The organism is Sphingobium sp. R-21 (assembly GCF_049913335.1).
Classification (GTDB): domain Bacteria; phylum Pseudomonadota; class Alphaproteobacteria; order Sphingomonadales; family Sphingomonadaceae; genus Sphingobium.
In genome coordinates this window covers 2,529,845-2,553,842 of record NZ_CP184374.1, presented here as the reverse complement: position 1 = coordinate 2,553,842, position 23,998 = coordinate 2,529,845, and the positions used below count along the sequence as shown (strand labels likewise).

Sequence of the window (23,998 nt, the reverse complement as noted above, 5' to 3'; positions counted from 1 at the left end):
GAGATCCGGTCTTCGCCGGATGACGGGGATTTGGGAGAGGTTTGTTAAGCAGCCTTGGCCGTCGCATAGGCCCAGTCGAGCCACGGCCCCAGCGCCTCGATATCGGCGGTCTCGACCGTAGCGCCGCACCAGATGCGCAGGCCCGCCGGGGCGTCGCGATAGCCCGCGACGTCATAGGCGGCACCTTCCTTCTCGAGCAGGCCGGCCATGCTCTTGATGAAGGCTTCGTCCGCACCCTCGACGGTCAGGCAGACGCTGGTGGTCGAACGGGTCGCCGGATCGGCGGCGAGATGACCAAGCCAGTCGCGTTCCTCGACGATCCTGTTCAGCGCCGCCGCATTGGCGTTGCTGCGCGCGATCAGACCGGAAAGGCCGCCCAGGGACTTGCCCCATTCCAGCGCGAAGATCGCATCCTCGACCGCCAGCATGGACGGGGTGTTGATCGTCTCGCCCTTGAAGATGCCTTCGGCGAGCTTCCCCTTCGCCATCAGGCGGAAGACCTTGGGCAGCGGCCAGGACGGCGTGTGGGTTTCCAGACGCTCCACGGCGCGGGGGCCGAGGATCAGCACGCCATGGCCGCCCTCGCCGCCCAGCACCTTCTGCCAGGAGAAGGTGGCGACGTCGATCTTGGTCCAGTCGATCTCATAGGCGAACACGGCGCTGGTCGCGTCGGCGAAGGTCAGGCCTTCGCGGTCGGCCGGAATCCAGTCGGCGTTCGGCACGCGCACGCCCGAGGTGGTGCCGTTCCAGGTGAACAGCACGTCATGGGCGAAGTTCACACCGTTCAGGTCGGGCAACTGGCCATAGTCGGCGCGGATGATCGTGGGGTCGAGCTTCAACTGCTTGGCGGCGTCCGTCACCCAGCCTTCGCCGAAGCTTTCCCAGGCGAGCGTCGTCACCGGGCGGGCGCCCAGCATGGTCCACATCGCCATTTCGAAGGCGCCCGTGTCGGAGCCCGGCACGATGCCGATGCGATGGGTTTCGGGCAGGTTGAGCAGTTCGCGCATCAGATCGATGCAATAAGCGAGGCGGGTCTTGCCAATCTTGGCGCGATGCGAGCGGCCGAGGGAGTCAGCGCTCAGCTTGTCGGCGCTCCAGCCTGGAGGCTTGGCGCAGGGACCGGAAGAGAAATAGGGGCGGGCCGGACGGTTGGCGGGCTTTTCAGCAGGCGCAAGGGTGGCGTCAACGGCAGTCAGATCAGTCATGTAATGCTTCTCCTTACAGAGAGCACGCGCGGCGTTGGGACCGCGTGGCCCGCTGGCCGCCCTAAAGTGTCCGGCCAAAGAGTCAAGTTGAATGTCTGGACGCGATGAGCCGAGCCAGCCGTTAACCCCTCAGCCAGCGGGACGTGGTAAAGGATTGTGTCATGATTGAGCGGGTTAGGGGGAAAGCGATTTTTCGCGGCCTGGGACTGGCGGCTGTCGCGGCCGCCATGCTGACGCTGGCAGGCTGCGGCGGCGACCTGGTCCCGCGCGGCCGGGTGGAACGCCCGGCAAAGCCGCCAAGGGCCACCCGGCCGGCCGCTCCGCCAACCATGGAGGTCCGGCAATGCATGGCGAAGCTGCAATCGCAATCCGTCCTGTTCACGCCCCTTCCCGACCAGAATTTCGGGGGCGGGTGTAATGCTTATGGCAGCGTCAAGCTGCTCGATATCGGCGTGCCCGCGACCAATCTGGGCGCGATGACCTGCAACCTCGCGGCCAATTTCGCGGCCTGGGCCCGTTTCGGCGTGCAGCCTGCCGCGCGGTTGATCCTGGGGGCGGAGGTCGAGAAGATCGAAACCTTCGGCACCTATAATTGCCGGCCGATCGCGGGAAGCGGGAAGCTGAGCGAACATGCGCACAGCAATGCGGTCGACGTGTCGGGCTTCGTGCTGAGCGACGGGCGACACATCACCATCGAGAAGGACTGGAACGGCGACAAGCGCGTCAGGCAGTTTCTGGAGATCATCCACGCCAGCGCCTGCAAGCGGTTCAGCACCGTGCTGAGCCCCGATTACAACGCCGCCCATCACGATCATTTTCATTTCGACATGGGCGGCCGCGGCGGCTTTTGCCGCTAAGCGGAAACGGGAACGCGGCGGCTTTTGCCGCTAAGCGGAAACGGGAACGCGGCGGCTTTTGTCGCTGAGCGGAAACGGGAACGCGGCGGCTTTTGCCGCTGAGCGGAAACAGGAACATGGCGGCTCCTGCCGCTTGGCGAGCCCATGAAGCGGGCCGAACTTAACGGCATTTAATCTTAACCGCCTTGGCTTTGTCACCTTGGCCGCCTACCTTGGTGAAAATGACCAGAAAAGAAATCGAAGAACGCAAATTCCGCCCCGCCCGTCAGGAAGCCGCCGACGCCCGCAAGGGGGTGGAAACACCGCAGACCAGCAGCGCCGCCTATCGCCTGGCCTTCCAGGACACCGAATTCCTGCTGCGGGAGGACCTGCGGCCGGTGCGGTTCCAGCTCGAATTGCTGAAGCCGCAACTGCTGATGGACGAGGCGAAGATCGAATCGACCTTCGTCTTCTACGGATCGGCGCGCATCCCCGAACCGGAGCAGGTGCGGGCGCGCATCGACGCCGCGACCACGCCCGAACAGAAGCGCATCGCTGAAAATCTGGGTCGAAAGGCGCGCTATTATGACGAGGCGCGCAAGCTGGCGCGGATCGCGGCGCAATATCCGGTGAACGAAGCGGGATGCCGCCATTTCGTCGTCTGTTCGGGCGGCGGCCCCTCGATCATGGAGGCGGCCAATCGCGGCGCCGACGATGTGGGCGCCACCACCATCGGCATGAACATCGTGCTGCCCCATGAGCAGGCGCCCAACCGCTTCGTCACGCCGGAATTGAGCTTCCAGTTCCATTATTTTGCCCTGCGCAAGATGCATTTCCTGCTTCGGGCACGGGCGCTGGCGGTATTTCCCGGCGGCTTCGGCACGTTCGACGAGATGTTCGAACTGCTGACGCTGATCCAGACCGGCAAGATGAAGCCGATCCCGGTGCTGCTGTTCGGGCGCGAGTTCTGGACGCGGGTGGTGGATTTCGAGGCGCTGGCCGACGAAGGCGTGATCTCGCCTTCGGACCTCAACCTGCTGACCTGGGTCGAGACGGCGGAGGAAGCGTGGCACGCCGTGCAGAGCTTCTATCAGGACAGCGAAGCGCAGGACTGCGGGTAACGCGCCTGATGCTCATGCGAAGGCAGGAGCATGGACTCCCTCTTCCGCCTTGCCCTCTTCCCCGCACGGGACTAGGGCCCGGCCATGCGTCCCGACCTCGCCCATGTCGACACCTGGATCTTCGATCTGGACAATACGCTCTACCCGGCGAAGGCGGACCTGTTTGCCCTGATCGACGTCAAGATGGGCGAATTCATCCAGGGCCTGCTCGGCTGCGATCCGGTCGTGGCGAGGGAAACGCAGAAGCGCTATTTCCTGGAACATGGCACGACGCTCTCCGGCCTGATGCACCATCATGGCATAGAGCCGCAGGCGTTCCTGGACTATGTCCACGACATTTCCATGGACCGGCTGGAGGTGGACGAGGCGCTGAACGCCCATATCGCGGCGCTGCCGGGGCGGCGGCTGATCTTCACCAACGGCGATGGGGCCTATGCGACGCGGGTGCTGGACCGGCTGGGCCTTTCCGGCGCGTTCGAGCTGATCCACGACATCCACGCCTGCCAATATGTGCCCAAGCCCGATCCGTCGGGCTATGCGGAATTGTGCCGTGTTCACAATGTCGATCCGACCCGCGCCGCCTTTTTCGAGGATATGGCGCGCAATCTGCGCCCGGCCAAGGCGATCGGCATGACCACCATCTGGGTCAATAACGGCTCCGAAGCCGGCGATCATGGCCATCATCCCGACTTCATCGATTTCGAAACCGACCATCTGACGCCGTTCCTGGCGGATATTTTTGGGGAAAAGCCATGAGCAACGAACTGATCGCCATCATCGACGCCGCCTGGGAGGACCGGGCCAACATCAACCTCCAGACGCAGGGCGAGGTCCGCCAGGCGGTCGACAAGGCGCTGGCCCTGCTGGACAAGGGCGCACTGCGCGTGGCGGAGCCGACCGCGGAAGGATGGCAGGTCAACCAGTGGGCGAAGAAGGCGGTGCTGCTCTCCTTCCGCCTGAACGACAATGTCATGATCGACAACGGGCCCGGCGCCGGCCATTGGTGGGACAAGGTGCCGAGCAAATTTGCCGGCTGGGACGAGGCGGCCTTCCGCGCCGCCGGTTTCCGGGCCGTGCCGGGCAGCTTTGCCCGCGCTGGTTCGCACATTGCCAGGAACGTCATCCTGATGCCAAGCTTCGTCAATATCGGCGCCTTCGTCGATGAAGGCACGATGGTCGACACCTGGGTGACGGTGGGAAGCTGCGCGCAGATCGGCAAGAATGTGCACCTTTCCGGCGGCGTGGGCATTGGCGGCGTGCTGGAGCCGTTGCAGGCCGATCCGGTGATCATCGAGGACGACTGCTTCATCGGCGCGCGGTCCGAAGTCGTGGAAGGCGTGCGCATCGGCAAGGGATCGGTGCTGTCGATGGGCGTGTTCATCGGCATGTCCACCAAGATCATCGATCGCGCCACGGGCGAAGTGTTCATCGGCGAAGTGCCGCCCTATTCGGTGGTCGTGCCCGGCAGCCTGCCCGGCAAGCCGCTGCCCGACGGGACGCCGGGGCCGAGCCTCTATTGCGCCGTGATCGTGAAGCGCGTCGACGCGCAGACGCGGTCGAAGACCGGGATCAACGAACTGCTGCGCGATTGAAGGCACGCCGCCATTCCGCCCATGCGGGCCTGCGAAGCGTGAACGAAATGGCGACGCACCTTCGACGTCTCTAGATCAAAGCGGCATGACTTCCTAAATGAGTGTCATGCCGCCCTCGACGCCCGATAACTCCCCGCTCCCGCCCATATGGGCGACGATGCGGCGTTTCTTTCCCTATCTCTGGCCCGCCGACGCCCCCGCGCTGCGGCGGCGCGTCGCCATCGCCATGCTGCTGGTGCTGGTGGCGAAGGTCGTCAGCCTGGCCATGCCCTTCGCCTACAAGGGCGCGGTCGACCGCATGGCGCCGGGCATGGAATCCGGCGCGGGCCTCGCCATCGCGCTGGTCGTCGCCTATGCGGGCGCGCGCTTCGGCAGCGTGCTGTTCGATAATCTGCGCAACGCCATTTTCGAGCGGGTCGGGCAGGAAGCAGGACGGCGGCTGGCCGACGATGTGTTCGTCCACCTGCACCGCCTGTCGCTGCGCTTCCATCTCGACCGGCGGACCGGCGCGGTTACCAAGATCGTGGAACGCGGCACGAAAAGCATCGACACGATGCTGTATTTCCTCCTCTTCAACATCGCGCCGACGGTGCTGGAACTGGCGGCGGTCTGCGTCATCTTCTTCGTGAAATTCGGCGCCGGCCTGGTCGCGGCGACGCTGGTGATGGTGGCGCTCTATATCTGGTTCACCCGGACGATCACCGAATGGCGCAACCAGCTTCGCCGCGACATGGTGGATATGGACACCAATGCGGTGGCCCATGCCGTGGACAGCCTGCTCAATTTCGAGACGGTCAAATATTTCGGCGCCGAGGAGCGCGAAGCCACCCGATACGGCAAGGCGATGCGGCGTTACGCCGAAGCGGCGGTAAAGTCGGAGAACAGCCTGGCCTGGCTCAATATCGGCCAGTCGCTGATCACCAACCTGATGATGGCGGGGGCCATGGGCTATACCGTCTGGGGATGGAGCCATGGGCAGTTCTCGACCGGCGACGTGGTGCTGGTGAATACGCTGCTGAGCCAGCTTTTCCGGCCGCTCGACCTGCTGGGGATGGTCTACCGGACGATCCGCCAGGGGCTGATCGACATGGAGGCGATGTACAAGCTGATCGACACGCAGGCCGAGATCAGCGATGCGCCCGGCGCGCCGATGCTGCATGTGGAGGCAGGCGAGGTGCGCTTCGACCATGTGCATTTCGGCTATGATCCCGAACGGGAGATATTGCACGGCGTGAGCTTCACCGTGCCGGCTGGCAGGACGCTGGCCATTGTTGGCCCGTCCGGCGCGGGCAAATCGACCATCGCGCGGCTGCTGTTCCGTTTCTACGACATTCAGGGCGGCCGGATCAGCATCGACGGGCAGGACATAGCGGCGGTGACGCAGCAGTCGCTGCGCGCGTCGATCGGCATCGTGCCGCAGGACATGGTGCTGTTCAACGACACGGTCGGCTATAATATCGGCTATGGGCGCGAGGGCGCGACGCAGGAGGAGATCGAGGCGGCGGCGAGGGCGGCGTCGATCCATGATTTCATCATGGGCCTGCCACTGGGTTATGCCACGCGGGTCGGCGAGCGGGGACTGAAGCTCTCCGGCGGTGAAAAGCAGAGGGTCGCGATCGCCCGCACGCTGCTGAAAGACCCGCCTGTGCTGGTGCTGGACGAGGCGACCAGTGCGCTCGACAGCCGGACCGAGACGGAAATCCAGGACGTGCTGCGCAGCATTTCGCGCAAGCGCACGACGCTGATCGTCGCGCACCGCCTGTCCACCGTGGTCGATGCCGATGAGATCATCGTCATGGAAAAGGGCCGCGTGGTCGAGCGCGGGCGGCATGGCGATCTGGTCCGGGCAGACGGCCTTTACGCGGCTATGTGGGCGCGCCAGGCGACCGAGCGGGACGATATGCCGGTGGAGCCGGGGATCGAGGATATTTTCGAGGTGGTGGAGGTCCCTGGGGGTCGGGCGTAAGGTGAAGTTGGGCACGCCCGTGGGCCGCTTGGCGGATCTAAGCCTGCTTCAACGGCGCTGACTCATCCTCGGAACCTGCTGATGGGGCGTAACCTAACAACCAGGCCTCGGCGTCATCCATCGACAGGAATGCCCGCACTCGGTCGTCGTCGGACAGCCGATTGGCTTGCAACTTGGACAGGTTGGAGCCCAAGACGACCGCATAGCGATCACCCCCGCCTTTGAGCACTTCATGCGGCAGTTTAAAGCTACTGATCGTCTCGGCGGGCTGTACCGGAGATAATCTGGCATCGACGAGAAACCTGAATGACCCAAACCACCGACGAGCTGCGGAGGCGTTAGCCAGAAGCTCCTCGTTAAATCTTTCGACCTCCGAGACTGACATGATGCCGGCAATCTCGACGTGCACAAGTTTGTTTTTCTCGTCGATTCGAAACGCAAACATGCACCGCCTCCTTCCAATCACTTTGGGCTGGCGAGGTTTATAAATTCTTTCCGGACCAGTTGTCCGCCCCGCGTTGGTGTCTCCTCGGCTACCGCGCCAACGATAATCACCGCCAGCGGCTTCCGTTTCCGCCGTCAGAGACGTTTACCTCAATATATCGTTCCGGCTGTGAGACTCTATTTCCGCCCTGGCGCCCCGGTTGATTTTGCTGCTGTCGGCCCTTATTTTCCCCATCGCGGACCGGGCCCCTCTGGCGTGCTGATTCCAGCGCGTGATGTCGGACCGCATCGGAGTTTCCGGTGCGACTGACGGTCTGGTTCAGACCACCCCCCATTCGCAGCGGACGCTCCGATCAACCTTGTCGTTGAACGAGAGGAGCATATGCCATGGAATTTCTCTTCGCGGACTGGCTGGGAACACCGGCCTGGTTCTGGCTGGCCTTTTTCGCCATCGTCGTCGCGCTGACCGCCTTCGACCTGGGTTTCCTGCACCGGGAGAACAAGGAAATCGGCATCAGGGAAAGCCTGAAGCTCTCCCTTTTCTACATCAGTATCGCCTGCGCGTTCGGCCTCTGGGTCTGGTTCGTGCGCGGGGCTGAGCCGGGGATGCAATATTTCACCGGCTTCTTCATCGAAAAGGCGCTGTCGATCGACAATGTCTTCGTCATCAGCCTGATCTTCACCTATTTCGCCATTCCGGCCCGGTACCAGTATCGCGCGCTGCTGTGGGGCATCATCGGCGTGATCGTACTGCGCGGCCTGATGATCGCGGGCGGGGCGATGCTGCTGCATCAGGCCTATTGGATATTGTACCTGTTCGCCGCCTTCCTGATCTTCACCGGCATCAAGATGATGTTCGGCGGCGATGAACCGATGGACGTGGGCAGGAACCCGCTGATCCGCTTCATTTCGAAGCATATGCGGGTGACGCCGGACCTGCATGGCGAGCATTTCCTGGCGCGCATGGCCGATCCGAAGACGGGCCGCATGGTGACGGCGGCGACGCCGCTGCTGCTGGCGCTGGTGGTGATCAACTTTGCCGACCTGGTGTTCGCCGTCGACAGCGTGCCGGCGATCTTCGCGATCACGACCGACACCTTCATCGTCTACACATCCAACGTGATGGCGATATTGGGCCTGCGGGCGCTGTATTTTGCCCTGGCGGCGATGGTGCATCGCTTCCACTATCTGAAATATGCGCTGGCCGCGATCCTCGTCTTCATTGGCGCCAAGATCTTCGTGGCGGACTTCCTGCTGGGGGGCGACAAGTTTCCGCCCGTCGTCAGCCTGGGCGTGACCTTTGCGCTGATCGGCGCGGGCGTCGGCTGGTCGCTGTGGAAGACGCGGGAAGAGGCGCGGCGGATCGCCTAGGGCATCAAAAGCATAGAGCGATGTCCAAGCGATCGGAACCGGTCGCTGGTTGGGAAATCGCGGAAAACTAGTCCTCGGTAAAGCGGGCCGCGACTTCGGGAGGAACCCGGAGGATGCGGCCCGTCTGCCGGTCGATGATCGCCCAGGTCGACCGGGCCGACACCTTCACCTTGCCGTCAGGGCCCGTGAATTCCATGTACCGGTCGAAGCGCGCGCCGCGCGGGCCTTCTGGAATCCAGGTGCGGACGCTGACCGTTTCACCCTGCTGCACATTGCCGCGATAATCGATCTCATGCCGGGTGACGACCCAGACATAGGCATCCAGATGTTCGGGCGCGGCGTCGCGCGTCCAATGTTCGGTGGCGACCTGCTCCATCCACTGGACCCAGACGGCATTGTTCACATGGCCCAATATGTCGATATGTTCGGGGCCGGCGGTGAATTGAGTGGCGTAGGTGGAAGGCATCAGTCCGCCACGCCCAATTGCCAGAGAATGAAGGCGAATTCCTCCGCCGTTTCGCGGAGGCTTTCGAAGCGGCCCGACTTGCCGCCATGGCCCGCGCCCATATTGGTCTTGAGGATAAGGATATTGTCGTCGCTTTTGGTGGCGCGCAGCTTCGCCACCCATTTGGCGGGTTCCCAATAGGTGACGCGAGGGTCGTTGAGGCCGGCCGTCACCATCAGCGGCGGATAGGCCTGGGCGCTGACATTGCTGTAGGGATCATAGGACAGAATGGTCTCGAACGCCGCCTTGTCCTCGATCGGATTGCCCCATTCGGGCCACTCTCCGGGCGTCAGCGGCAATGTCTCGTCCAGCATGGTGTTGAGCACGTCGACGAAGGGGACATGCGCCACCACGGCGCCCCATAGCGCGGGATCGCTGTTGATCACCGCCCCCATCAGTTCACCGCCCGCAGAGCCACCGGAGATGCTGATCCTGCCCGTCGAGGTATAGCCGCGCTCGATCAGTCCCTTCGCCACGTCCACGAAATCGGTGAACGTGTTGGTCCGCTTTTCGAGCTTTCCATCGAGATACCATTGCTGGCCAAGATCGTCGCCGCCCCGGATATGGGCGAGTGCGAAGGCAAAGCCCCGGTCCAGCAGGGAAAGCCGGCTGGTGGAGAAGCCCGGCTCCATCGCAATGCCATAGGCGCCATAGCCATAGAGGTGGAGCGGCGCGCTGCCGTCGCGCGGAAGGTCTTTCGGATAGACGATGGATACCGGGATCGGCGTGCCGTCGCGGGCCGGGACCATCAGCCGTTCCGTCGCGTAGCGGGTCGCGTCATAGCCCGATGGAATTTCCTGCACCTTCAGCACTTCAAGCTCGCCGGTGGCGAGGTGATAATCATAGATCGTGTCGGGCGTGACCATCGATTCATAGCCGATGCGCAGCCTGGTCACGTCATATTCGGGATTGTCGTCGAGGCTCGCCGAATAGCTGGCTTCCGGAAAGGGAATGCGCCGGGGCGAATGCGTGGCATAGTCGCGCAGCTCGATCTGGTCGAGGCCGTCCTGCCGCCCCTCGGTGACGTAGAAGCCCTTGAACAACGTGAAATCGGTCAGGTAGAAATGCGGGTCGGCACCGATGATCTCTTCCCATTGGCCGGGCGTTTCGAGCGACGCCTTCACCAGCCGGAAATTGGGATGAACGTCGTTGGTGCGGATGTAGAGCGTCCCTTCATGCTCATCGACTTCATATTCGCGGCCGGGCTGGCGCGGCGCGACGAGCAGCGGGGGTGCCGTGGGATTGTCCGCGGGAAGCAGCCAGACCTCGCTGGTGACATGGTCGCCGGTCGCGATCACGATCCATTTTTCCGATGAGGTGAGGCCGACCGAGACGCGGAACCCCTCATCATCCTCATGGAACAGCTCTACATCGCTTTCCACCGGCTGGCCCAGCCAGTGGAGGCGGGTATTGTCGGTGCGCCATTGTTCATTGGCGATGCCGTAGAGCAAGCCCTTGCTGTCGCCGGTCCACACCAGCGAGGACAGGGTATCGGGGATCACCTCCGGCAGGATTTCGCCGGTGAAGAGATCCTTGATCCGCGCCTCGAACCGTTCGGAGCCATCATTGTCGATGGCATAGGCGAGATAGCGGCCGTCCGGGCTGACCGACAGGGCGCCCAGGCGGAAATAATCATGCCCCTCCGCCAGCGCAGGTTCGTCCAGGATGAGCTGATCCTGCGCGCTGTCATCCCCGGCAGCCACCGGCTTGCGATACCATTTGCGATATTGCGCGCCGACCTCGAACGCGCGCCAGTAGATATAGTCGCCGTCTTTCTGTGGGACGGAGCTGTCATCCTCCTTGATGCGGCCCTTCATCTCCTCGAACAGGCGATCGGTCAGCGCCTTGCGCGGCTGCATGGCCGCTTCGAAAAACGCATTCTCCTCCTCCAGATAGGACAGCACATCCCTGTCCGTCACCTCCGGATAGCCGGGGTCGCGCAGCCAGGCATAGGGATCCTCCACCGTGATGCCGTGACGGGTGAAGCTGTGCGGGCGGCGGTCGGCGGAAGGAACTACGGAGGGAGCGGTCATTCAATGTCCTGATCTGGCGAAACTGTGCTGGTCTGCTTATGTTGGCGGCCATAGGCCCTGCGCAAGAGGGCCGACAAGTCCAAGGGAAATTTGATGTCCACTTATGAAGATCGCCTGAAAGCGTTGCGCGCCCAACTGGTGCGCGTGGCGCTGGACGGCTTTGTCGTGCCGCTGACTGACGAGCATATGAGCGAATATGTCGGCGCCTATGCGCAGCGGCTGGCGTGGCTGACGGGCTTTCAGGGTTCTGCCGGAAGCGCCGTGGTGTTGCCGGAGGAAGCCGCGATCTTCGTGGACGGCCGCTACACCTTGCAGGTGCGCGAGCAGGTGGATGGCGCGCATTGGCAATATGAGAGCGTGCCGCAAACCTCCGTCGCGGCGTGGCTGGGCGATCATGCCCCGGTCGGCGGGCGGATCGGTTACGATCCGTGGCTGCACACCCGCGCCTGGGTGAAGGCGGCGGGCGAGGCGCTGGCGGAGCGCGGCGCGGAGCTGGTGGCGGTGGACACCAACCCCGTAGACGCCGTCTGGCCCGATCGCCCTGCCCCCAGCGACGCCAGGCTGGTGGTGCACGAGGACCGCCATGCCGGGCAGTCGGCGGCGGAAAAACGACAGGCCATGGCCGACTGGCTCGTCACCCGGCATGCCGACGCCGTGGTTCTGTCCGCGCTCGATTCCCTCGCCTGGACGTTCAACATTCGCGGCAAGGATGTGGAACGGACGCCGGTCGCGCTCGCCTATGCCATCGTCCATGCGGATGCGACGGCGGACCTGTATGTTGCGCCGGAGAAGATGGACGAAGCGGTGGCGAAGCATCTGGGCAATGCGGTGCGCGTGCATGATCGCTCGGCCTTCGCCGATGCGCTGGCGGGCTTTGCCGGCAAGACGGTCGCTGCCGATCCCGAACGCGCGGTCGCCGCCATATTCGAGGCGCTGGAGGCCGGCGGCGCGCATATTTTGGCACTGCGCGATCCGGCGGTGCTGCCCAAGGCGGTCAAGAACCCCATCGAGATCGCGGGCCACAAGGCGGCGCAGGCGCGGGACGGGGCGGCCTTGTCGCGCTTCCTGCACTGGATCGCGGCCGAGGCGCCGGGGGGCGGTGTCGACGAACTGGGCGCGGCGGCCCGGCTGGAGGCGTTCCGCAAGGAGACCGGGCTGCTGGAGGACCTGTCCTTCGACACCATTTCCGGCGCCGGGCCGAATGGCGCGGTGGTGCATTACCGCGTGGAGGAGAAGACGAACCGGCCGATCGAGAGCGGCAGTTTCTACCTGGTCGATTCCGGCGGGCAATATCGCGACGGCACGACCGACGTGACCCGCACCATCGCCATCGGCACGCCGACGCAGGAAATGAAGCGGCGCTTCACGCTGGTGCTGAAGGGGCATATCGCCCTGGCCCGCGCGCAGTTCCCGAAGGGGACGCGCGGCGGGCAGCTCGACGTGCTGGCGCGCCAGTTCCTCTGGGCGGAAGGGCTGGATTATGCCCATGGCACCGGCCATGGCGTGGGCAGCTTCCTGTCGGTGCATGAAGGACCGCAGCGGATCGCGACATTCGGCGGCGGTGACGAGGCGCTTCAGGCGGGGATGATCCTTTCCAACGAGCCGGGTTATTACAAGACCGGCGAATATGGCATCCGCATCGAAAATCTGGTGCTGGTCGAACCCCGTGACGTGCCAGGCGCGGAGCGGGAGATGCTGGGGTTCGAGACGCTGACCTTCGCGCCGATCGACCGGAACGCGATCGCAACCGAACTGCTGACCGACGAGGAGCGTGCCTGGCTGGACGGCTATCACGCCCAGGTATGGGAGGTCGTCGGGCCGCAACTGGACGGCGCGGCGCTCGATTGGCTGAAGGCGGCCTGTGCACCGCTGTAGCAGTGCCGATCTACTCCCCCGCGTCGTCCGGGCGCGGGGGGGCTGGCGTGTCGCGCGATTCGCGGGACTGGGCCTTGCGGCGACGCAGATTGTCCCGCAACGCCTGCGCCAATCGCTCTTTCCGTTGGTCCTGACCGTTTGTCATGGCCCGCCCATAATCAAATTGCATCTTCTGCCGCAAGCCGCCTTGACATGGCGCAAGGAGGGAGCCATAGGCCCGGCTCCGCTGGCGCTATAAGCCGGATGGAACCGAAATAGTGCTGCCGTAGCTCAGTGGTAGAGCGCATCCTTGGTAAGGCTGAGGTCGTGAGTTCAATCCTCACCGGCAGCACCATTTTTCCCGCATATCCTTGATTTACGCCGCCCCGGCTTGGCGTTTTTTCGCCGCGCTTGTGGCGGTGGATCGTCAGCCATTGCGGGTGGGCAGCGGCCGCAGCCCTGTCGCTGCACGAGGATTTCCGCGCCCTCAACGCCTCAGCAGGAACACGGCATGCTCCGCCAACAGATTGGCATTGGCATGGGTGGTCTCACGATCCCCTTTCAGAAACCATTGGCCGTCTATCGACCAGCCGCGATCCTTTACCAGGGCGCGGAAATCATCGACCGTGACATGGTGGATGTTGAGCGTGTCATACCATGTGTCGGGCAGCAGGCGCGTCACCGGCATGCGGCCGCCCCAGAACAGCGACAGCCGGCCGCGCCAATGGGCGAAATTGGGGAAGGAAACAAAGGCCTGCCTGCCGATGCGCAGCAGTTCCTCCACCACCCGGTCCGGGCGGCGGGTGGTCTGCAGCGTCTGGCTGAGGATCGCATAGTCGAAGCTCGCTTCGGGATAATAGGCAAGGTCGGTGTCGGCATCCCCCTGAACGACCGACAGGCCCCGGCCGACGGCTGCGGCGACATTGTGCGGATCGATTTCCAGGCCCCGGGCATCGACCTGCTTGGTGTCGCGCAGCGCCGCCATCAACGCGCCGTCGCCACAGCCCACGTCCAGTACCCTGGCGCCAGGGGTGACAGTGCGGGCGATCAGGGCAAGGTCGGGGCGCAGGCTCATGCCCGGCCGCCCTTCAGGAAGCCGTCCACCACACGGTTCAGTTCCGGGCATTCCAGCAGGAAGGCGTCATGGCCGAAGGGACTGGAGAGTTCGACGAAGCTGGCCTGCGCGCCGCCGGCGTTGAGGGCGTGGACGATCAGGCGGGATTCCGCCGTGGGATAGAGCCAGTCCGTATCGAAGCTGACCAGGCAGAAACGCGCCCTGGATGGGGCAAAGGCCCTGGCGAGGCTGCCGCCATGATCCTCCGCTATGTCATAATAGTCCATGGCCCGGGTGATGTAGAGATAGCTGTTGGCGTCGAACCGCTCGACGAAGCTCAATCCCTGATGCCGGAGATAGGATTCCACCTGGAAATCGGCATCGAAGCCGAAGGTCTTGGCCCCGTTCGGGTTTTCCGGGCGCCCCTGCAAACGCCGTCCGAATTTCTCGGTAAGGCCAGCTTCGGAAAGATAGGTGATGTGCGCCGCCATGCGCGCCACCGCCAGCCCTGCGCTGGGGATCAAACCGCCCGCATAATAATCGCCGCCGCGCCAGTGGGGGTCGGCCATGATCGCCTGCCGGCCGACTTCGTGAAAGGCGATGTTCTGGGCGCTGTGCCGCGCCGTGGAGGCGATGACGATGCAGCTTTCCACGCGGTCCGGACAGAGGGTGGGCCAACTCAGCGCCTGCATGCCCCCCATCGAGCCGCCAATGACGGCATGGAGCCGGTCGACGCCCAGATGATCGAGCAACATCGCCTGGGCGCGGACCATGTCCGCTATGGTGATCACCGGAAAGCGCATCGCATAGGGATCGCCGGTGACGGGATCCACGCTGGCCGGCCCGCTGGACCCCATGCAACTGCCGATCACATTGGCGCAGACGATGAAATGACGGGCGGGATCGACGGGCTTCCCCTCCCCCACCAGCCGCCACCACCAGCCGGGCTTGCCCGTGACGGGATGTTCCGACGCGACATATTGGTCGCCGGTCAGCGCGTGGCAGATGAGGATGACGTTGGACCGGTCCGCATTCATCCGCCCATAGGTTTCATAGGCGATGTCCACCGGGCCCAGCGCCGCGCCGCTGTCCAGCCGCAGCGGGCCGGGCAGGCGCGCCTGCCGCCGCAGGCCGAAACGGTTGTCATCGGGAAGGGACGCGCTGGCCATATCCGTTCGGGCTAGGACCGGGGCCGGGCTCTGTCAATCGGCCCTTCCTTCGCCTAGATGACCGGAATGACCGACCGTCCCGCCATCCCCATCGTCACCTATGGCCCGCTCTATCCCTATCTGGACGATGCGCTGGCGCGGCGTTTCGCGGTCCACGCCCTTCCCGCGAATGCCGATCCCGCCACGTTGCCCCCGCAGGTGCGGGAGGCGCGGGCGCTGGTATCCTTCGGATCGGTCGGCGCCTCCGCCGCGATCATGGACGCGCTGCCGAAGCTGGAGATGATCGGGCTGTTTTCGGTGGGCTATGACAAGGTCGATATCGATCATGCGCGGGCCGGGGGCATCCGCGTCACCAATACGCCGGACGTGCTGACCGATGACGTGGCCGACCTGGCGGTGGGCCTGCTCTACGCGACGGTGCGCAACATCGCGGCCAATGACCGGATGGTGCGGGCCGGAGATTGGGCGCGGGGCAACAGGCCTCCGCTTGCCGGGCGGTTGACGGGGCGGAGGATCGGAATTCTCGGGCTGGGGCGGATCGGGCGGGCCATCGCCCGGCGGCTGGAGCCGGTGGCCGGGGAAATCCTGTATCACAATCGGCGGGCGGCAGCGGACAGCCGCTATCGCTATGTGGCCGATCCGCTCGACCTTGCGCGGCAGAGCGACGTGATCATCGTCGCGACATCGGGCGGGCCGGAAGCGCAAGGGCTGGTGGGCGCGGCTATGCTGAACGCGCTGGGACCGGAGGGCGTGATCGTCAATATCAGCCGGGGCAGCGTGATCGATGAGGGTGCGCTGGTGGCGGCGCTGGCGGAAAGGCGGATCGCGGGAGCGGGTCTCGACGTGTTCGCGGACGAGCCGCATGTGCCGGAGGCCCTGTTCGCCATGGATCATGTGGTGCTGCAACCGCATCAGGGCAGCGCGACGGTCGAGACGCGCAAGGCGATGGCCGACCTGGTGCTGGCCAATCTGGACGCCTGGGCGGCCGGCGAGCCCCTGCTGACCCCGGTCGTATAAAGCGGCGCGGAAGGGACATCCAAGCGCTTTGCGTTTCGCCTCGATGACGCTAAAGCGCGGCGCATGACAAAGCCCGCCCCCAAAGACTGGATCCTTGGCATTTCGCCCTATGTCCCCGGCAAGTCGGCCGCCGATGACGGACGCCCGCTGGCGAAGCTGTCGGCCAATGAGAATCCCTTGGGCACCGGGGAAGCGGCGCGAGCCGCGATGGTCGCGGCGACGGCGGATCTGGCGACCTATCCCGATCCGGCCGCAACCGGGCTGCGCGAGGCGATCGCGGCGGCGCATGGACTGGACCCCGTGCGCGTGATTTACGGCACCGGATCGGACGAGCTGCTGCACATCGCGGCCAGCGCCTATGCCGGGCCGGGGGATGAGATCCTGTACGTCCGCTATGGTTTTTCGGTGTACGACATCGCCGCGCGGCGCGTCGGGGCGACGCCCGTCATCGCAGCGGATGCCGACTATGCGACCGACGTGGACGCGCTGCTCGCGGCGGTGACGGAAAAGACCAAGGTCGTCTTCCTCGCCAATCCCAACAATCCCACCGGGACCATGACGTCGCGGGAGGAGATTGCGCGACTGCACGCCAGCCTGCGGCCCGACATATTGTTCGTGCTGGATCAGGCCTATGCCGAATATCTGGATGCCGAGGAGGATGATGGCGGGCTGGAACTGGCCAGGACCGCATCCAATGTGTTCGTGACGCGCACCTTCTCGAAAATTCATGGCCTGGCGGCCGAACGCATCGGCTGGGGCTATGCCAGCGCCGAGGTGATCGACGTGCTGCATCGCATCCGGGCGCCGTTCAACGTGACGACGGCGGGGCAGGCCGCGGCGGTGGCGGCGATCCAGGACACGGCCTGGATCGAGGCGAGCCGGGTGCACAACCGGAAATGGCGCGAATGGCTGGCGGCGGAAGTGGCCTCGCTGTCCAACCATGGGCTGCGCGCCGTGCCCAGCAAGGCGAATTTCCTGCTGATCCTGTTCGATGGACGGCTGACGGCCGAGGCGGCGATGAAGGGGCTTTGGGACGAAGGCTTCGCCACCCGCTGGCTGCCTGGACAGGGGCTGCCCAACGGCCTGCGCATCACCATCGGCTCCGAGGATCAGATGCGCAGGGTTGCGGACAGGCTGCGCGCCATGGCGGAAACCGCCTGATGCTGCCCTTCGCGCGGGTCACGATCATCGGGCTGGGGCTGATCGGCTCGTCGCTGGCGCGGGCGATCCGCGAAACCATGCCGACCGTGCGCGTGACCGGCTATGATGCCGATGCAGGCGTGCGGGAGATTGCGCGGGCCATCGATCTGGCCGACGACGTCACCGATACCGCCGGCGCTTCGGTGACGGACGCCGATCTGGTCGTGCTGTGCGTGCCGGTCCGGGCCATGGGCGCGGCGGCGGCGGAAATTGCCGAAGACCTGCCTGCCGATGCGATCATCAGCGATGTCGGTTCCTGCAAGGCCGACGTGCTGGCGCAGTTGAATGCGGCGCTGCCCGGGCGCAGGGTGGTCCCCGCGCATCCCGTGGCGGGGACCGAGAATAGCGGGCCAGAGGCGGGCTTTGCCTCGCTGTTCCAGGGCCGCTGGTGCATCGTGACGCCACCTGCCGACGCCGATCCAGTGGCGGTGGAGCGGGTGTCCGAACTGTGGCGGCGCGTCGGTGCCGACGTGGAGACGATGGACCCGGCGCATCATGATCTGGTGCTGGCGGTGACCAGCCATTTGCCGCACCTCATCGCCTATACCATCGTCGGCACGGCCAGCGATCTGGAGGACGTGACCCAGTCGGAGGTCATCAAATATTCCGCTGGCGGTTTTCGCGACTTCACGCGTATCGCCGCATCGGATCCGACCATGTGGCGCGACGTGTTCCTGGCGAACAAGGATGCGGTGCTGGAAATGCTCCAGCGTTTTTCGGAGGATTTGTCGGCCTTGCAGCGGGCGATCCGCTGGAATGACGGGGATGCGCTGTTCAACCTGTTCACCCGCACGCGCGCGATCCGGCGGTCGATCATCGAGCAGGGGCAGGACGATCCCAAACCCGATTTCGGGCGGCGTCATTAGAGCGGGTTTCGATCTGATTAAATCAGATCGCCGCTCTGGATTCCTTGTTTTCCGCGATTTCTTAACCAGCGATCGGTTCCGATCGCTTGGAAATCGCTCTAAATGCAGCAGCGTGTTCCGCGCAACCTGTGAACTTGGCTCCTGCCTTCGCAGGGGCACGGCAGGTTATGACGGCCTGTTCAACGCATTGATCGCCGCATGTACCAGGGCTTCCGCCTCGCGCCGGTCGAGGCCGGGGGGAACGATCTCGCCCACCCTGTAGGTTATGGTCCCTGCGCGCTTCATGAACTTGCCGCGCGGCGAGACGCGGCCGCTGTCCACCGCGACGGGTACCACCGGCAGGCCGAGCAGCGCATAGAGCCCGGCAAAACCAGCGCGCAGCGGTGGGCTTTCGCCATGAGGCACACGGGTGCCCTCCGGAAAGAGGCAGACGGCCCGGCCCTCCCCCGTGGCAGCCCTGGCCGCGGCGCGCAGGGCGCGCAGCGCGCTGGCCCCGGCGGTGCGTTCGATGGGGATCAGGCCGTAGCGCCGGGCGATGCCGCCCCAGAGCGGAATGTCGAACAGTTCGCGCTTCGCAGCGATGGCGGGACGATCCAGCAGGCAAAGCAGGTCGATCGTCTCGAACATCGATTCATGCTTGACGATATAGAGATAGGGACCGTTCTCCAGCCTTCCTTCGACCCGCACCTTCTGCCCGAGCAGCCAGTATGCGCAACGGCGATGAAAGCGGCTCCACGCAGTCGCGACCCGAGGAATCGAGCGCGGAGCGACCAGGTTGGACGCCATCGCCGCAAGGACGAACAGCAGCGATCCCGGATAGAAGATCAGCATGAAGGCAAGGGAGCGCAGCGCGGTCAGCATTCCGGGTAAGCCATTCAGATACCGATGAGCGCCGCCGCCCGGCGAAGCAGATATTTATTATATTCCCGCGCCAGCATGGTGAGGCTGGGGCGGCTGGGCACGGCGTCGTAGACGAGCGTGACCCGTTCCGGCAACGCCTGCCGCAGTTCAAGCGCGGAACGTCGCATGTGCCAGTCGGTGGTGATGAGGCGCACCGTCTTGAAATCCCGCCGCTCCAGCCAGTGCGCGGTCTCTATGGCATTGGAACGCGTGTCGATGGCTTCGCGGCCAAGCGTGATGCAACAGGAAAAGAGGCGTTCAGGCACCTTATATTGCGCAGCCAGTTCCACCGGGCGGACCGAGCGATCGACGCCGGAGATCAGCATCCGCTTGGCCGCGCCGTCCTGAAGCAGCGAAAGGCCGCGATTGATGCGCCCGGCCCCGCCGGTGAGCACGACGATCGCATCGGTCTGGCGACCGTCCAGCGGCTGCGGCAGGAAGATCGCGAACCAGGCAAAGCCCAGCATCCACCCCAGCAGGGTGACGGCGATGAAGCGGACGATCACAGCAGCCGCCCCAACGACCGCAGCACTGTCCAGCGCGCCGCGATCCGCGCCAGCAGCACGCAACCCATGGGTATAGCGGCCAGTACGGCCCAGCTGGTCCAGGGTAGCTGGACGGCGCTCAACAGTTCCGATCCGGTAGCCAGCAGCCGCGCGCCGAGCAGCAGGATCACCAGCAATGCGCATGTAAAGCCGAGCGCGCCGCCGAACAGCGCGTCCAGTCCGATACGGCGCTGAAACAGCCGGGCGATCTGCACATCGGTCGCGCCCATGAGGTGCAGGACGTCGATGGTGCCGCGATGGCTGTCATGCGCGGCGCGCGCGGCAAGGACGACCACAGCGCCGGTCGCCAGCGTCATCAGCACGACGATGCCCGCCGCCAGCCAGCCCAGCGCGGAAAGCAGGCCCGCGAGCGGCGCGAGGAAAGCGGCATGGGGTTCGATGCGGGCCTTGGGCGACAGGTTGTGGAGCTGGCGGCGAAGGCGCTCCACCTTCGCGTCCGCCTGGCCCGGCGTGAGTTCGATGTCGATCAGCGCCGGTATCGGCAGGTCGCCGCTTGCCGCATCCTGCCCCAGCCAGGGGCGAATCTGCTCTGCCAGCGCGGCGGGCGGGACCGGACGGACGGTGCGGACGGTCGCGTCCTTGCGCAGTGCGGCGGCAATGCCCGCACTGAGGCGTTCGCGCTGTTCGGCATTGGCTTCCACGATCTGCACCGTCGCGCGGCCGGCGAGGTCGGCGCCCATCGCCTTCACCGCCGCGCCCAGGCCAAGACCGGCGGCCGCCGACAGCACCGTCAGGAACATCATGATGGCGATGATCCAGGGCATGGGGCCAGCCACCCGCCCCTCCGGCAGCAGCCGATGGCGCGCGGCGGCGGCGGCCCGACGATTGCCCAGAGTGCCGGTGGACGCCATCAGCCGGCCACCTGCGGCCGGGGCGGGTAGCGCAGCGATCCGGTCGGGTCGGACAGGCGGCCCTTGTCCAGCTTCATCATCTGCGCGCTTCCCACCTGAGCGATGAGCGGCAGGTCGTGCGTGGCGACGACGATGGTGGTGCCGAGCCGGTTGAGCGCTTCGAACAGGGTCATGAGGCGGCGGGCCATGTCGGCGTCGACGTTGCCGGTCGGCTCATCCGCCACCAATATCTCCGGGCGGCCGATCACCGCGCGGGCGATGGCGACGCGCTGCTGCTCGCCACCTGAGAGGGTGGCGGGGCGCGCCTGGCCGCGATCGCCCAGGCCCACCCAGTTCAGCATTTCGCTGACGGGCAGGTCGATCTCGCTCTCTTCCATGCCGGCAACGCGTAGCGGCAGGGCGATATTGTCGTATACGGACAGATGCGGGACCAGCCGGAAATCCTGGAACACCACGCCAATGCGGCGGCGGAACCCCGGCAGGCGCTTGCGGGGCAGCGTCACCACATCCTCGCCGAACAGACGGATGACGCCACGGCTGGGCCGCTGGGCGAGGTAGAGGAGCTTCAGCAGCGATGTCTTGCCCGCGCCCGACGCGCCGGTCAGGAAGTAGAAACCGCCGCCGGCCAGGGAGAAGCTGACGTCGGACAGCGTCTCGCTATCCAGACCATAGCGCAGGCCGACATTTTCGAACTGGACAATGGCCGACATGCGTCAATTTCGGCGCCCGCGCGCTCCCTGCTTCCCCGAGCATATAGCCATGGCACAGTGGACGGGCGGCCGTAAAGCCCATCCGGAAGGCGAGCCAGCCTGTTCCCGCGAGTCGCGCACGATGGAGACGGCATGTTTGAAGCCGCTTGCCCTCGAATCCAACTCGTGCCTATGAAGCAACATGATCCTGGTGTGTCCCAATTGCGCCACGCGCTATATCGTGCCGGACAGCGCCGTCGGCCCGAACGGCCGCCAGGTTCGCTGCGCCGCCTGCAAGCATAGCTGGTTCCAGGAAGGCGCCGCGCTCGCTCCACGGGAAGAAGCGATGGCGACGGCAGGCATAGCGGAAGCTGCGCCGCCTCCTCGTCCCGCACCACCACCTCCTCCGCCGCCCCCGCCAGCACCTCCTCCGCCACCTCCACCTGTCGAGGAACCCTCAGCTCCAGCGGTCGAGGCCGTCGCAGCGGCCGAGGAGCCCGAGCCGCTCGCCGCCGCGCCAGAGGAAACCAGGCCGGATTACCGGTTTGACGATGTCTATGGCCGCGCCCAGGCGGAAGCGCATGACGACTGGGCCGAACCTGTGCCCGCCGCCACGAAGCCGCGGCGCAACCGGCTGAAGATCTGGACCTATGCGGCGATCGCCTTCTGCCTGGCCGTCGGCGCGGCGGGCGGCGCGCTGTGGTATTTCGGCACGCCTGGCTGGGCGGTCAATCTGGGCCTGGTGCCGGAGGAAGGCGATCCGGACCTGCTCTTCTATCTCTCCAAGCCCGCCGAGCGGCGCAAGCTGCCCACCGGAGAGGAATATTTCGCCTTTGGCGCCCGGATCGTGAACAGCGGCAAGCAGGTTCTGCCGGTGCCGCCAGTGCTGGTGCAATTGCGCGACCGGCAGAACCGGCTGGTGTTCAGTTGGACCACCAAGGCGGACCGGACCCGGCTGAAACCGGGCGAAGAAGCGTCGATCAACGAAAGCCGGATCGACATTCCGAAAAATGCCGAAAATCTGTCGCTGACTTTCGTCCAGTAACGGGCAGAAAAGCCGCTATCCAGGCACGGCTTGCTCCTGCCATGGTAGAAGCAAGCCGCGCATTATCGGGCCAAGTCGCCGTTCAGGGATAGCTCACCGTCTTCGGCCTTCCCTGCGGAATCGGGATGAATTCCTGATCGTCGCCGGGGATCAGCGGGAAGCGCATGGCTTCCCAATCCTCCCGCGCCTGCATCAGGCGATCGGTCGAGGATGCCACGAAATTCCACCAGACATGGCGCGGCGTCCGGAACGCCTCGCCGCCGCACAGCACCACCCGGCCGCCGTCGACGCTCATCAATGTCGCGCGGATGCCAGGCCGCAGGACGTAGAGCATCTGCGGCTGGAGCATGACTCCGTCCAGCGCCGCATCGCCGCCCGAAACATAGATGGCCCGCTCCTCCGCAGCGGCGTCGATCGGGACCGAACCGCCAGGAGAGAGCTGGATATCGGCATAGATGGTGCTGGCATAGGTGGTCACGGGCGAGGTGGCGCCCCACAGGCTGCCCATGATCACGCGCGCCCGCGCCCCGGCGCCATCGATGACGGGCAAGCCGCCCTCGCCGACATGTTCGAAGGCCGGGTCCATTTCCTCATAACGGTCGGGAAGCGCCAGCCAGGTCTGGATGGCGGACAGTTTCGACAGCTTCGCGCGATCCTCGTCCGGCGACCGCTCGCTGTGGACGATGCCCTTGCCCGCCGTCATCAGGTTGACCGCGCCCGGCTCGATCAGCTGCTCCGTGCCCAGGGAATCGCGATGGAGGAAGCTGCCCTCATACATGTAGGTGACGGTGGCCAGGTTGATGTGCGGGTGCGGGCGAACATCCACGCCCTGTCCCGCCTCTATCCGGGCCGGTCCGGCCTGGTCGAAGAAGATGAAGGGGCCGACCATGGTGCGATCCTTGACCGGCAGGGAGCGATGGACGCGGAAATCGCCCAGATTATGGGTGGTGGGCGTGATCGTCTGTATGATCGGATCGGTCGGGATCATGCTGCGTCCAGTTCGGGATAATGGCGGAAGATATCTTCATTAGTGAACGGCAGGCGCCGTTCGCTCGCCAGATAGTCCTGCAATTCGGGCAGCGCCGCAACCCGGTCATGCAGATCGGCAAGGCGCGGAAAGGACGGCATCAGCGTCGCCATGCGCAACGGAAAGGCATGGCGCAGCCCGGCGACCAGATGGAACAGCGACAGATCGGCATAGCTCCAGCGCCGGGCAGCCAGCCAGTCACCGGGCTCGGCGCTCAGCGCATGTTCGAAATAGGTGAGGAATTTGGGGATGCGGCTGGCGCGAAAGCCATGGGCGGCGCGAAGCGCTTCGGCCTTCTGTTCCTCATAATAGAGGCCGGGGCCGAGCGGATGGTGCACGTCATGCGCCTCCGCCACCATGTCCATGACGGTAAGCTGCACCTGCGCCAGCCAATAGCGGGGCCTGAGACCTTCGGGGCCGCATTCATGCCGCTCGGCCAGGTAAAAGAGGATGTTGGCGGTTTGCGCCACGGTGCGGCCATCCGCGACCAGATAGGGCGGGGCGAAGGCCGGACCGGCGTCATGGCGTTCCATATCGGCCATCATCGCGCCGTCCCCATCGATGCGGGCGCAGTCGCGATAGGCAATGCCGCACGCCTCCAGCGTCAGCCGCACGAACTCGCCGCGGCCCGCTATGGTGGACCAGTACCAGAAATCATAGGCCATACGTCGCGCCTCCAGCCCCTTG

General features: G+C 65.1%; 24 protein-coding genes and 1 tRNA gene. 12 read left to right on the top strand and 13 right to left on the bottom strand.

Going from position 1 to position 23,998, the window contains the following annotated elements:
- Positions 1–44: 44 nt before the first annotated feature.
- The gene (locus tag ACN9MX_RS12240; RefSeq protein ID WP_363735744.1) at positions 45–1,205 is read right to left on the bottom strand and encodes a phosphoserine transaminase; all 1,161 of its coding nucleotides are present in this window, start codon (positions 1,203–1,205) and stop codon (positions 45–47) included.
- A gap of 161 nt (positions 1,206–1,366) precedes the next feature.
- Between ACN9MX_RS12240 and ACN9MX_RS12235 the strand changes: the two genes are divergently transcribed.
- The 5 genes from ACN9MX_RS12235 (at position 1,367) to ACN9MX_RS12215 (ending at position 6,720) form a co-directional block, all read left to right on the top strand.
- Positions 1,367–2,062 (top strand): extensin family protein, encoded by a 696-nt coding sequence (locus ACN9MX_RS12235; protein WP_363735743.1) that lies wholly within the window; start codon positions 1,367–1,369, stop codon positions 2,060–2,062.
- A 221-nt stretch (positions 2,063–2,283) separates the two neighbouring features.
- On the top strand, positions 2,284–3,162 hold the full coding sequence (locus tag ACN9MX_RS12230) for an LOG family protein (RefSeq protein ID WP_363826767.1): 879 nt from the start codon (positions 2,284–2,286) through the stop codon (positions 3,160–3,162).
- An 84-nt stretch (positions 3,163–3,246) separates the two neighbouring features.
- Positions 3,247–3,918 carry a pyrimidine 5'-nucleotidase gene (locus ACN9MX_RS12225; RefSeq protein WP_133653094.1) on the top strand — a complete coding sequence of 224 codons (672 nt, stop codon included), beginning with the start codon at positions 3,247–3,249 and terminating at the stop codon, positions 3,916–3,918.
- Entirely contained in the window at positions 3,915–4,754 is an 840-nt protein-coding gene (gene dapD / locus ACN9MX_RS12220) for a 2,3,4,5-tetrahydropyridine-2,6-dicarboxylate N-succinyltransferase (RefSeq protein ID WP_363826764.1), read from the top strand. The genes ACN9MX_RS12225 and dapD overlap by 4 nt, the downstream gene beginning before the upstream one ends.
- A gap of 106 nt (positions 4,755–4,860) precedes the next feature.
- The gene (locus ACN9MX_RS12215) at positions 4,861–6,720 is read left to right on the top strand and encodes an ABCB family ABC transporter ATP-binding protein/permease (protein ID WP_363827015.1); all 1,860 of its coding nucleotides are present in this window, start codon (positions 4,861–4,863) and stop codon (positions 6,718–6,720) included.
- Between the two features lie 37 nt (positions 6,721–6,757).
- Here ACN9MX_RS12215 and ACN9MX_RS12210 read toward each other — a convergent pair whose 3' ends face one another.
- Complete coding sequence (locus tag ACN9MX_RS12210) at positions 6,758–7,165, bottom strand: hypothetical protein (RefSeq protein ID WP_363826762.1); 408 nt, start codon at positions 7,163–7,165, stop codon at positions 6,758–6,760.
- A 386-nt stretch (positions 7,166–7,551) separates the two neighbouring features.
- On the opposite strand from ACN9MX_RS12210, the gene ACN9MX_RS12205 reads away from it, so the two are divergent.
- Positions 7,552–8,535, top strand: a complete 984-nt coding sequence (locus ACN9MX_RS12205) for a TerC family protein (RefSeq protein WP_363735739.1) — start codon at positions 7,552–7,554, stop codon at positions 8,533–8,535.
- A 67-nt stretch (positions 8,536–8,602) separates the two neighbouring features.
- Here the strand turns inward: ACN9MX_RS12205 and ACN9MX_RS12200 are convergent, their stop codons facing one another.
- Together ACN9MX_RS12200 and ACN9MX_RS12195 are read right to left on the bottom strand one after the other, a co-directional pair.
- Positions 8,603–9,001 (bottom strand): acyl-CoA thioesterase, encoded by a 399-nt coding sequence (locus tag ACN9MX_RS12200; RefSeq protein WP_363826759.1) that lies wholly within the window; start codon positions 8,999–9,001, stop codon positions 8,603–8,605.
- The gene (locus ACN9MX_RS12195; RefSeq protein ID WP_363826756.1) at positions 9,001–11,073 is read right to left on the bottom strand and encodes a S9 family peptidase; all 2,073 of its coding nucleotides are present in this window, start codon (positions 11,071–11,073) and stop codon (positions 9,001–9,003) included. Before ACN9MX_RS12195 ends, ACN9MX_RS12200 begins: the two co-directional genes overlap by 1 nt.
- Before the next feature lie 93 nt (positions 11,074–11,166).
- Between ACN9MX_RS12195 and ACN9MX_RS12190 the strand changes: the two genes are divergently transcribed.
- Positions 11,167–12,948, top strand: coding sequence for an aminopeptidase P family protein (locus tag ACN9MX_RS12190; RefSeq protein ID WP_363826753.1), 1,782 nt, complete (start codon positions 11,167–11,169; stop codon positions 12,946–12,948).
- Between the two features lie 10 nt (positions 12,949–12,958).
- On the opposite strand, the gene ACN9MX_RS12185 is transcribed toward ACN9MX_RS12190, so the two are convergent.
- Positions 12,959–13,093, bottom strand: a complete 135-nt coding sequence (locus ACN9MX_RS12185) for a hypothetical protein (RefSeq protein ID WP_363827028.1) — start codon at positions 13,091–13,093, stop codon at positions 12,959–12,961.
- 114 nt (positions 13,094–13,207) lie between these two features.
- Between ACN9MX_RS12185 and ACN9MX_RS12180 the strand changes: the two genes are divergently transcribed.
- Positions 13,208–13,282: transfer RNA gene (locus ACN9MX_RS12180), tRNA-Thr, on the top strand.
- 132 nt (positions 13,283–13,414) lie between these two features.
- On the opposite strand, the gene metW is transcribed toward ACN9MX_RS12180, so the two are convergent.
- Both metW and metX read right to left on the bottom strand, forming a co-directional pair.
- The gene (metW, locus tag ACN9MX_RS12175; RefSeq protein WP_133653087.1) at positions 13,415–14,002 is read right to left on the bottom strand and encodes a methionine biosynthesis protein MetW; all 588 of its coding nucleotides are present in this window, start codon (positions 14,000–14,002) and stop codon (positions 13,415–13,417) included.
- Positions 13,999–15,150, bottom strand: a complete 1,152-nt coding sequence (metX, locus tag ACN9MX_RS12170; protein WP_363826750.1) for a homoserine O-acetyltransferase MetX — start codon at positions 15,148–15,150, stop codon at positions 13,999–14,001. The genes metW and metX overlap by 4 nt, the downstream gene beginning before the upstream one ends.
- Before the next feature lie 57 nt (positions 15,151–15,207).
- On the opposite strand from metX, the gene ACN9MX_RS12165 reads away from it, so the two are divergent.
- From ACN9MX_RS12165 to ACN9MX_RS12155, 3 genes are all read left to right on the top strand, one after another.
- Positions 15,208–16,167: a 2-hydroxyacid dehydrogenase gene (locus ACN9MX_RS12165; protein WP_363826747.1), complete on the top strand. Its 960-nt coding sequence runs from the start codon at positions 15,208–15,210 to the stop codon at positions 16,165–16,167.
- Between the two features lie 63 nt (positions 16,168–16,230).
- Positions 16,231–17,328: a histidinol-phosphate transaminase gene (hisC, locus tag ACN9MX_RS12160; protein WP_363826744.1), complete on the top strand. Its 1,098-nt coding sequence runs from the start codon at positions 16,231–16,233 to the stop codon at positions 17,326–17,328.
- Positions 17,328–18,233 (top strand): prephenate/arogenate dehydrogenase family protein, encoded by a 906-nt coding sequence (locus ACN9MX_RS12155; protein WP_363735732.1) that lies wholly within the window; start codon positions 17,328–17,330, stop codon positions 18,231–18,233. The genes hisC and ACN9MX_RS12155 overlap by 1 nt, the downstream gene beginning before the upstream one ends.
- Before the next feature lie 165 nt (positions 18,234–18,398).
- Here ACN9MX_RS12155 and ACN9MX_RS12150 read toward each other — a convergent pair whose 3' ends face one another.
- Genes ACN9MX_RS12150 through ftsE form a run of 4 tightly spaced genes read right to left on the bottom strand, consistent with a single transcriptional unit; the run spans position 18,399 to position 21,260 of the window.
- On the bottom strand, positions 18,399–19,094 hold the full coding sequence (locus ACN9MX_RS12150; protein WP_363826741.1) for a lysophospholipid acyltransferase family protein: 696 nt from the start codon (positions 19,092–19,094) through the stop codon (positions 18,399–18,401).
- 14 nt (positions 19,095–19,108) lie between these two features.
- Positions 19,109–19,639, bottom strand: coding sequence for a YdcF family protein (locus ACN9MX_RS12145; protein ID WP_363735730.1), 531 nt, complete (start codon positions 19,637–19,639; stop codon positions 19,109–19,111).
- Complete coding sequence (locus tag ACN9MX_RS12140) at positions 19,636–20,550, bottom strand: cell division protein FtsX (protein WP_363826738.1); 915 nt, start codon at positions 20,548–20,550, stop codon at positions 19,636–19,638. Before ACN9MX_RS12140 ends, ACN9MX_RS12145 begins: the two co-directional genes overlap by 4 nt.
- Entirely contained in the window at positions 20,550–21,260 is a 711-nt protein-coding gene (gene ftsE / locus ACN9MX_RS12135) for a cell division ATP-binding protein FtsE (RefSeq protein ID WP_363735727.1), read from the bottom strand. Before ftsE ends, ACN9MX_RS12140 begins: the two co-directional genes overlap by 1 nt.
- Before the next feature lie 181 nt (positions 21,261–21,441).
- Between ftsE and ACN9MX_RS12130 the strand changes: the two genes are divergently transcribed.
- Positions 21,442–22,284: an MJ0042-type zinc finger domain-containing protein gene (locus ACN9MX_RS12130; RefSeq protein WP_363826735.1), complete on the top strand. Its 843-nt coding sequence runs from the start codon at positions 21,442–21,444 to the stop codon at positions 22,282–22,284.
- An 82-nt stretch (positions 22,285–22,366) separates the two neighbouring features.
- On the opposite strand, the gene ACN9MX_RS12125 is transcribed toward ACN9MX_RS12130, so the two are convergent.
- Positions 22,367–23,272, bottom strand: coding sequence for a pirin family protein (locus ACN9MX_RS12125; protein ID WP_363735725.1), 906 nt, complete (start codon positions 23,270–23,272; stop codon positions 22,367–22,369).
- Entirely contained in the window at positions 23,269–23,976 is a 708-nt protein-coding gene (locus ACN9MX_RS12120) for a glutathione S-transferase (RefSeq protein WP_363735751.1), read from the bottom strand. Before ACN9MX_RS12120 ends, ACN9MX_RS12125 begins: the two co-directional genes overlap by 4 nt.
- Positions 23,977–23,998: the final 22 nt, after the last annotated feature.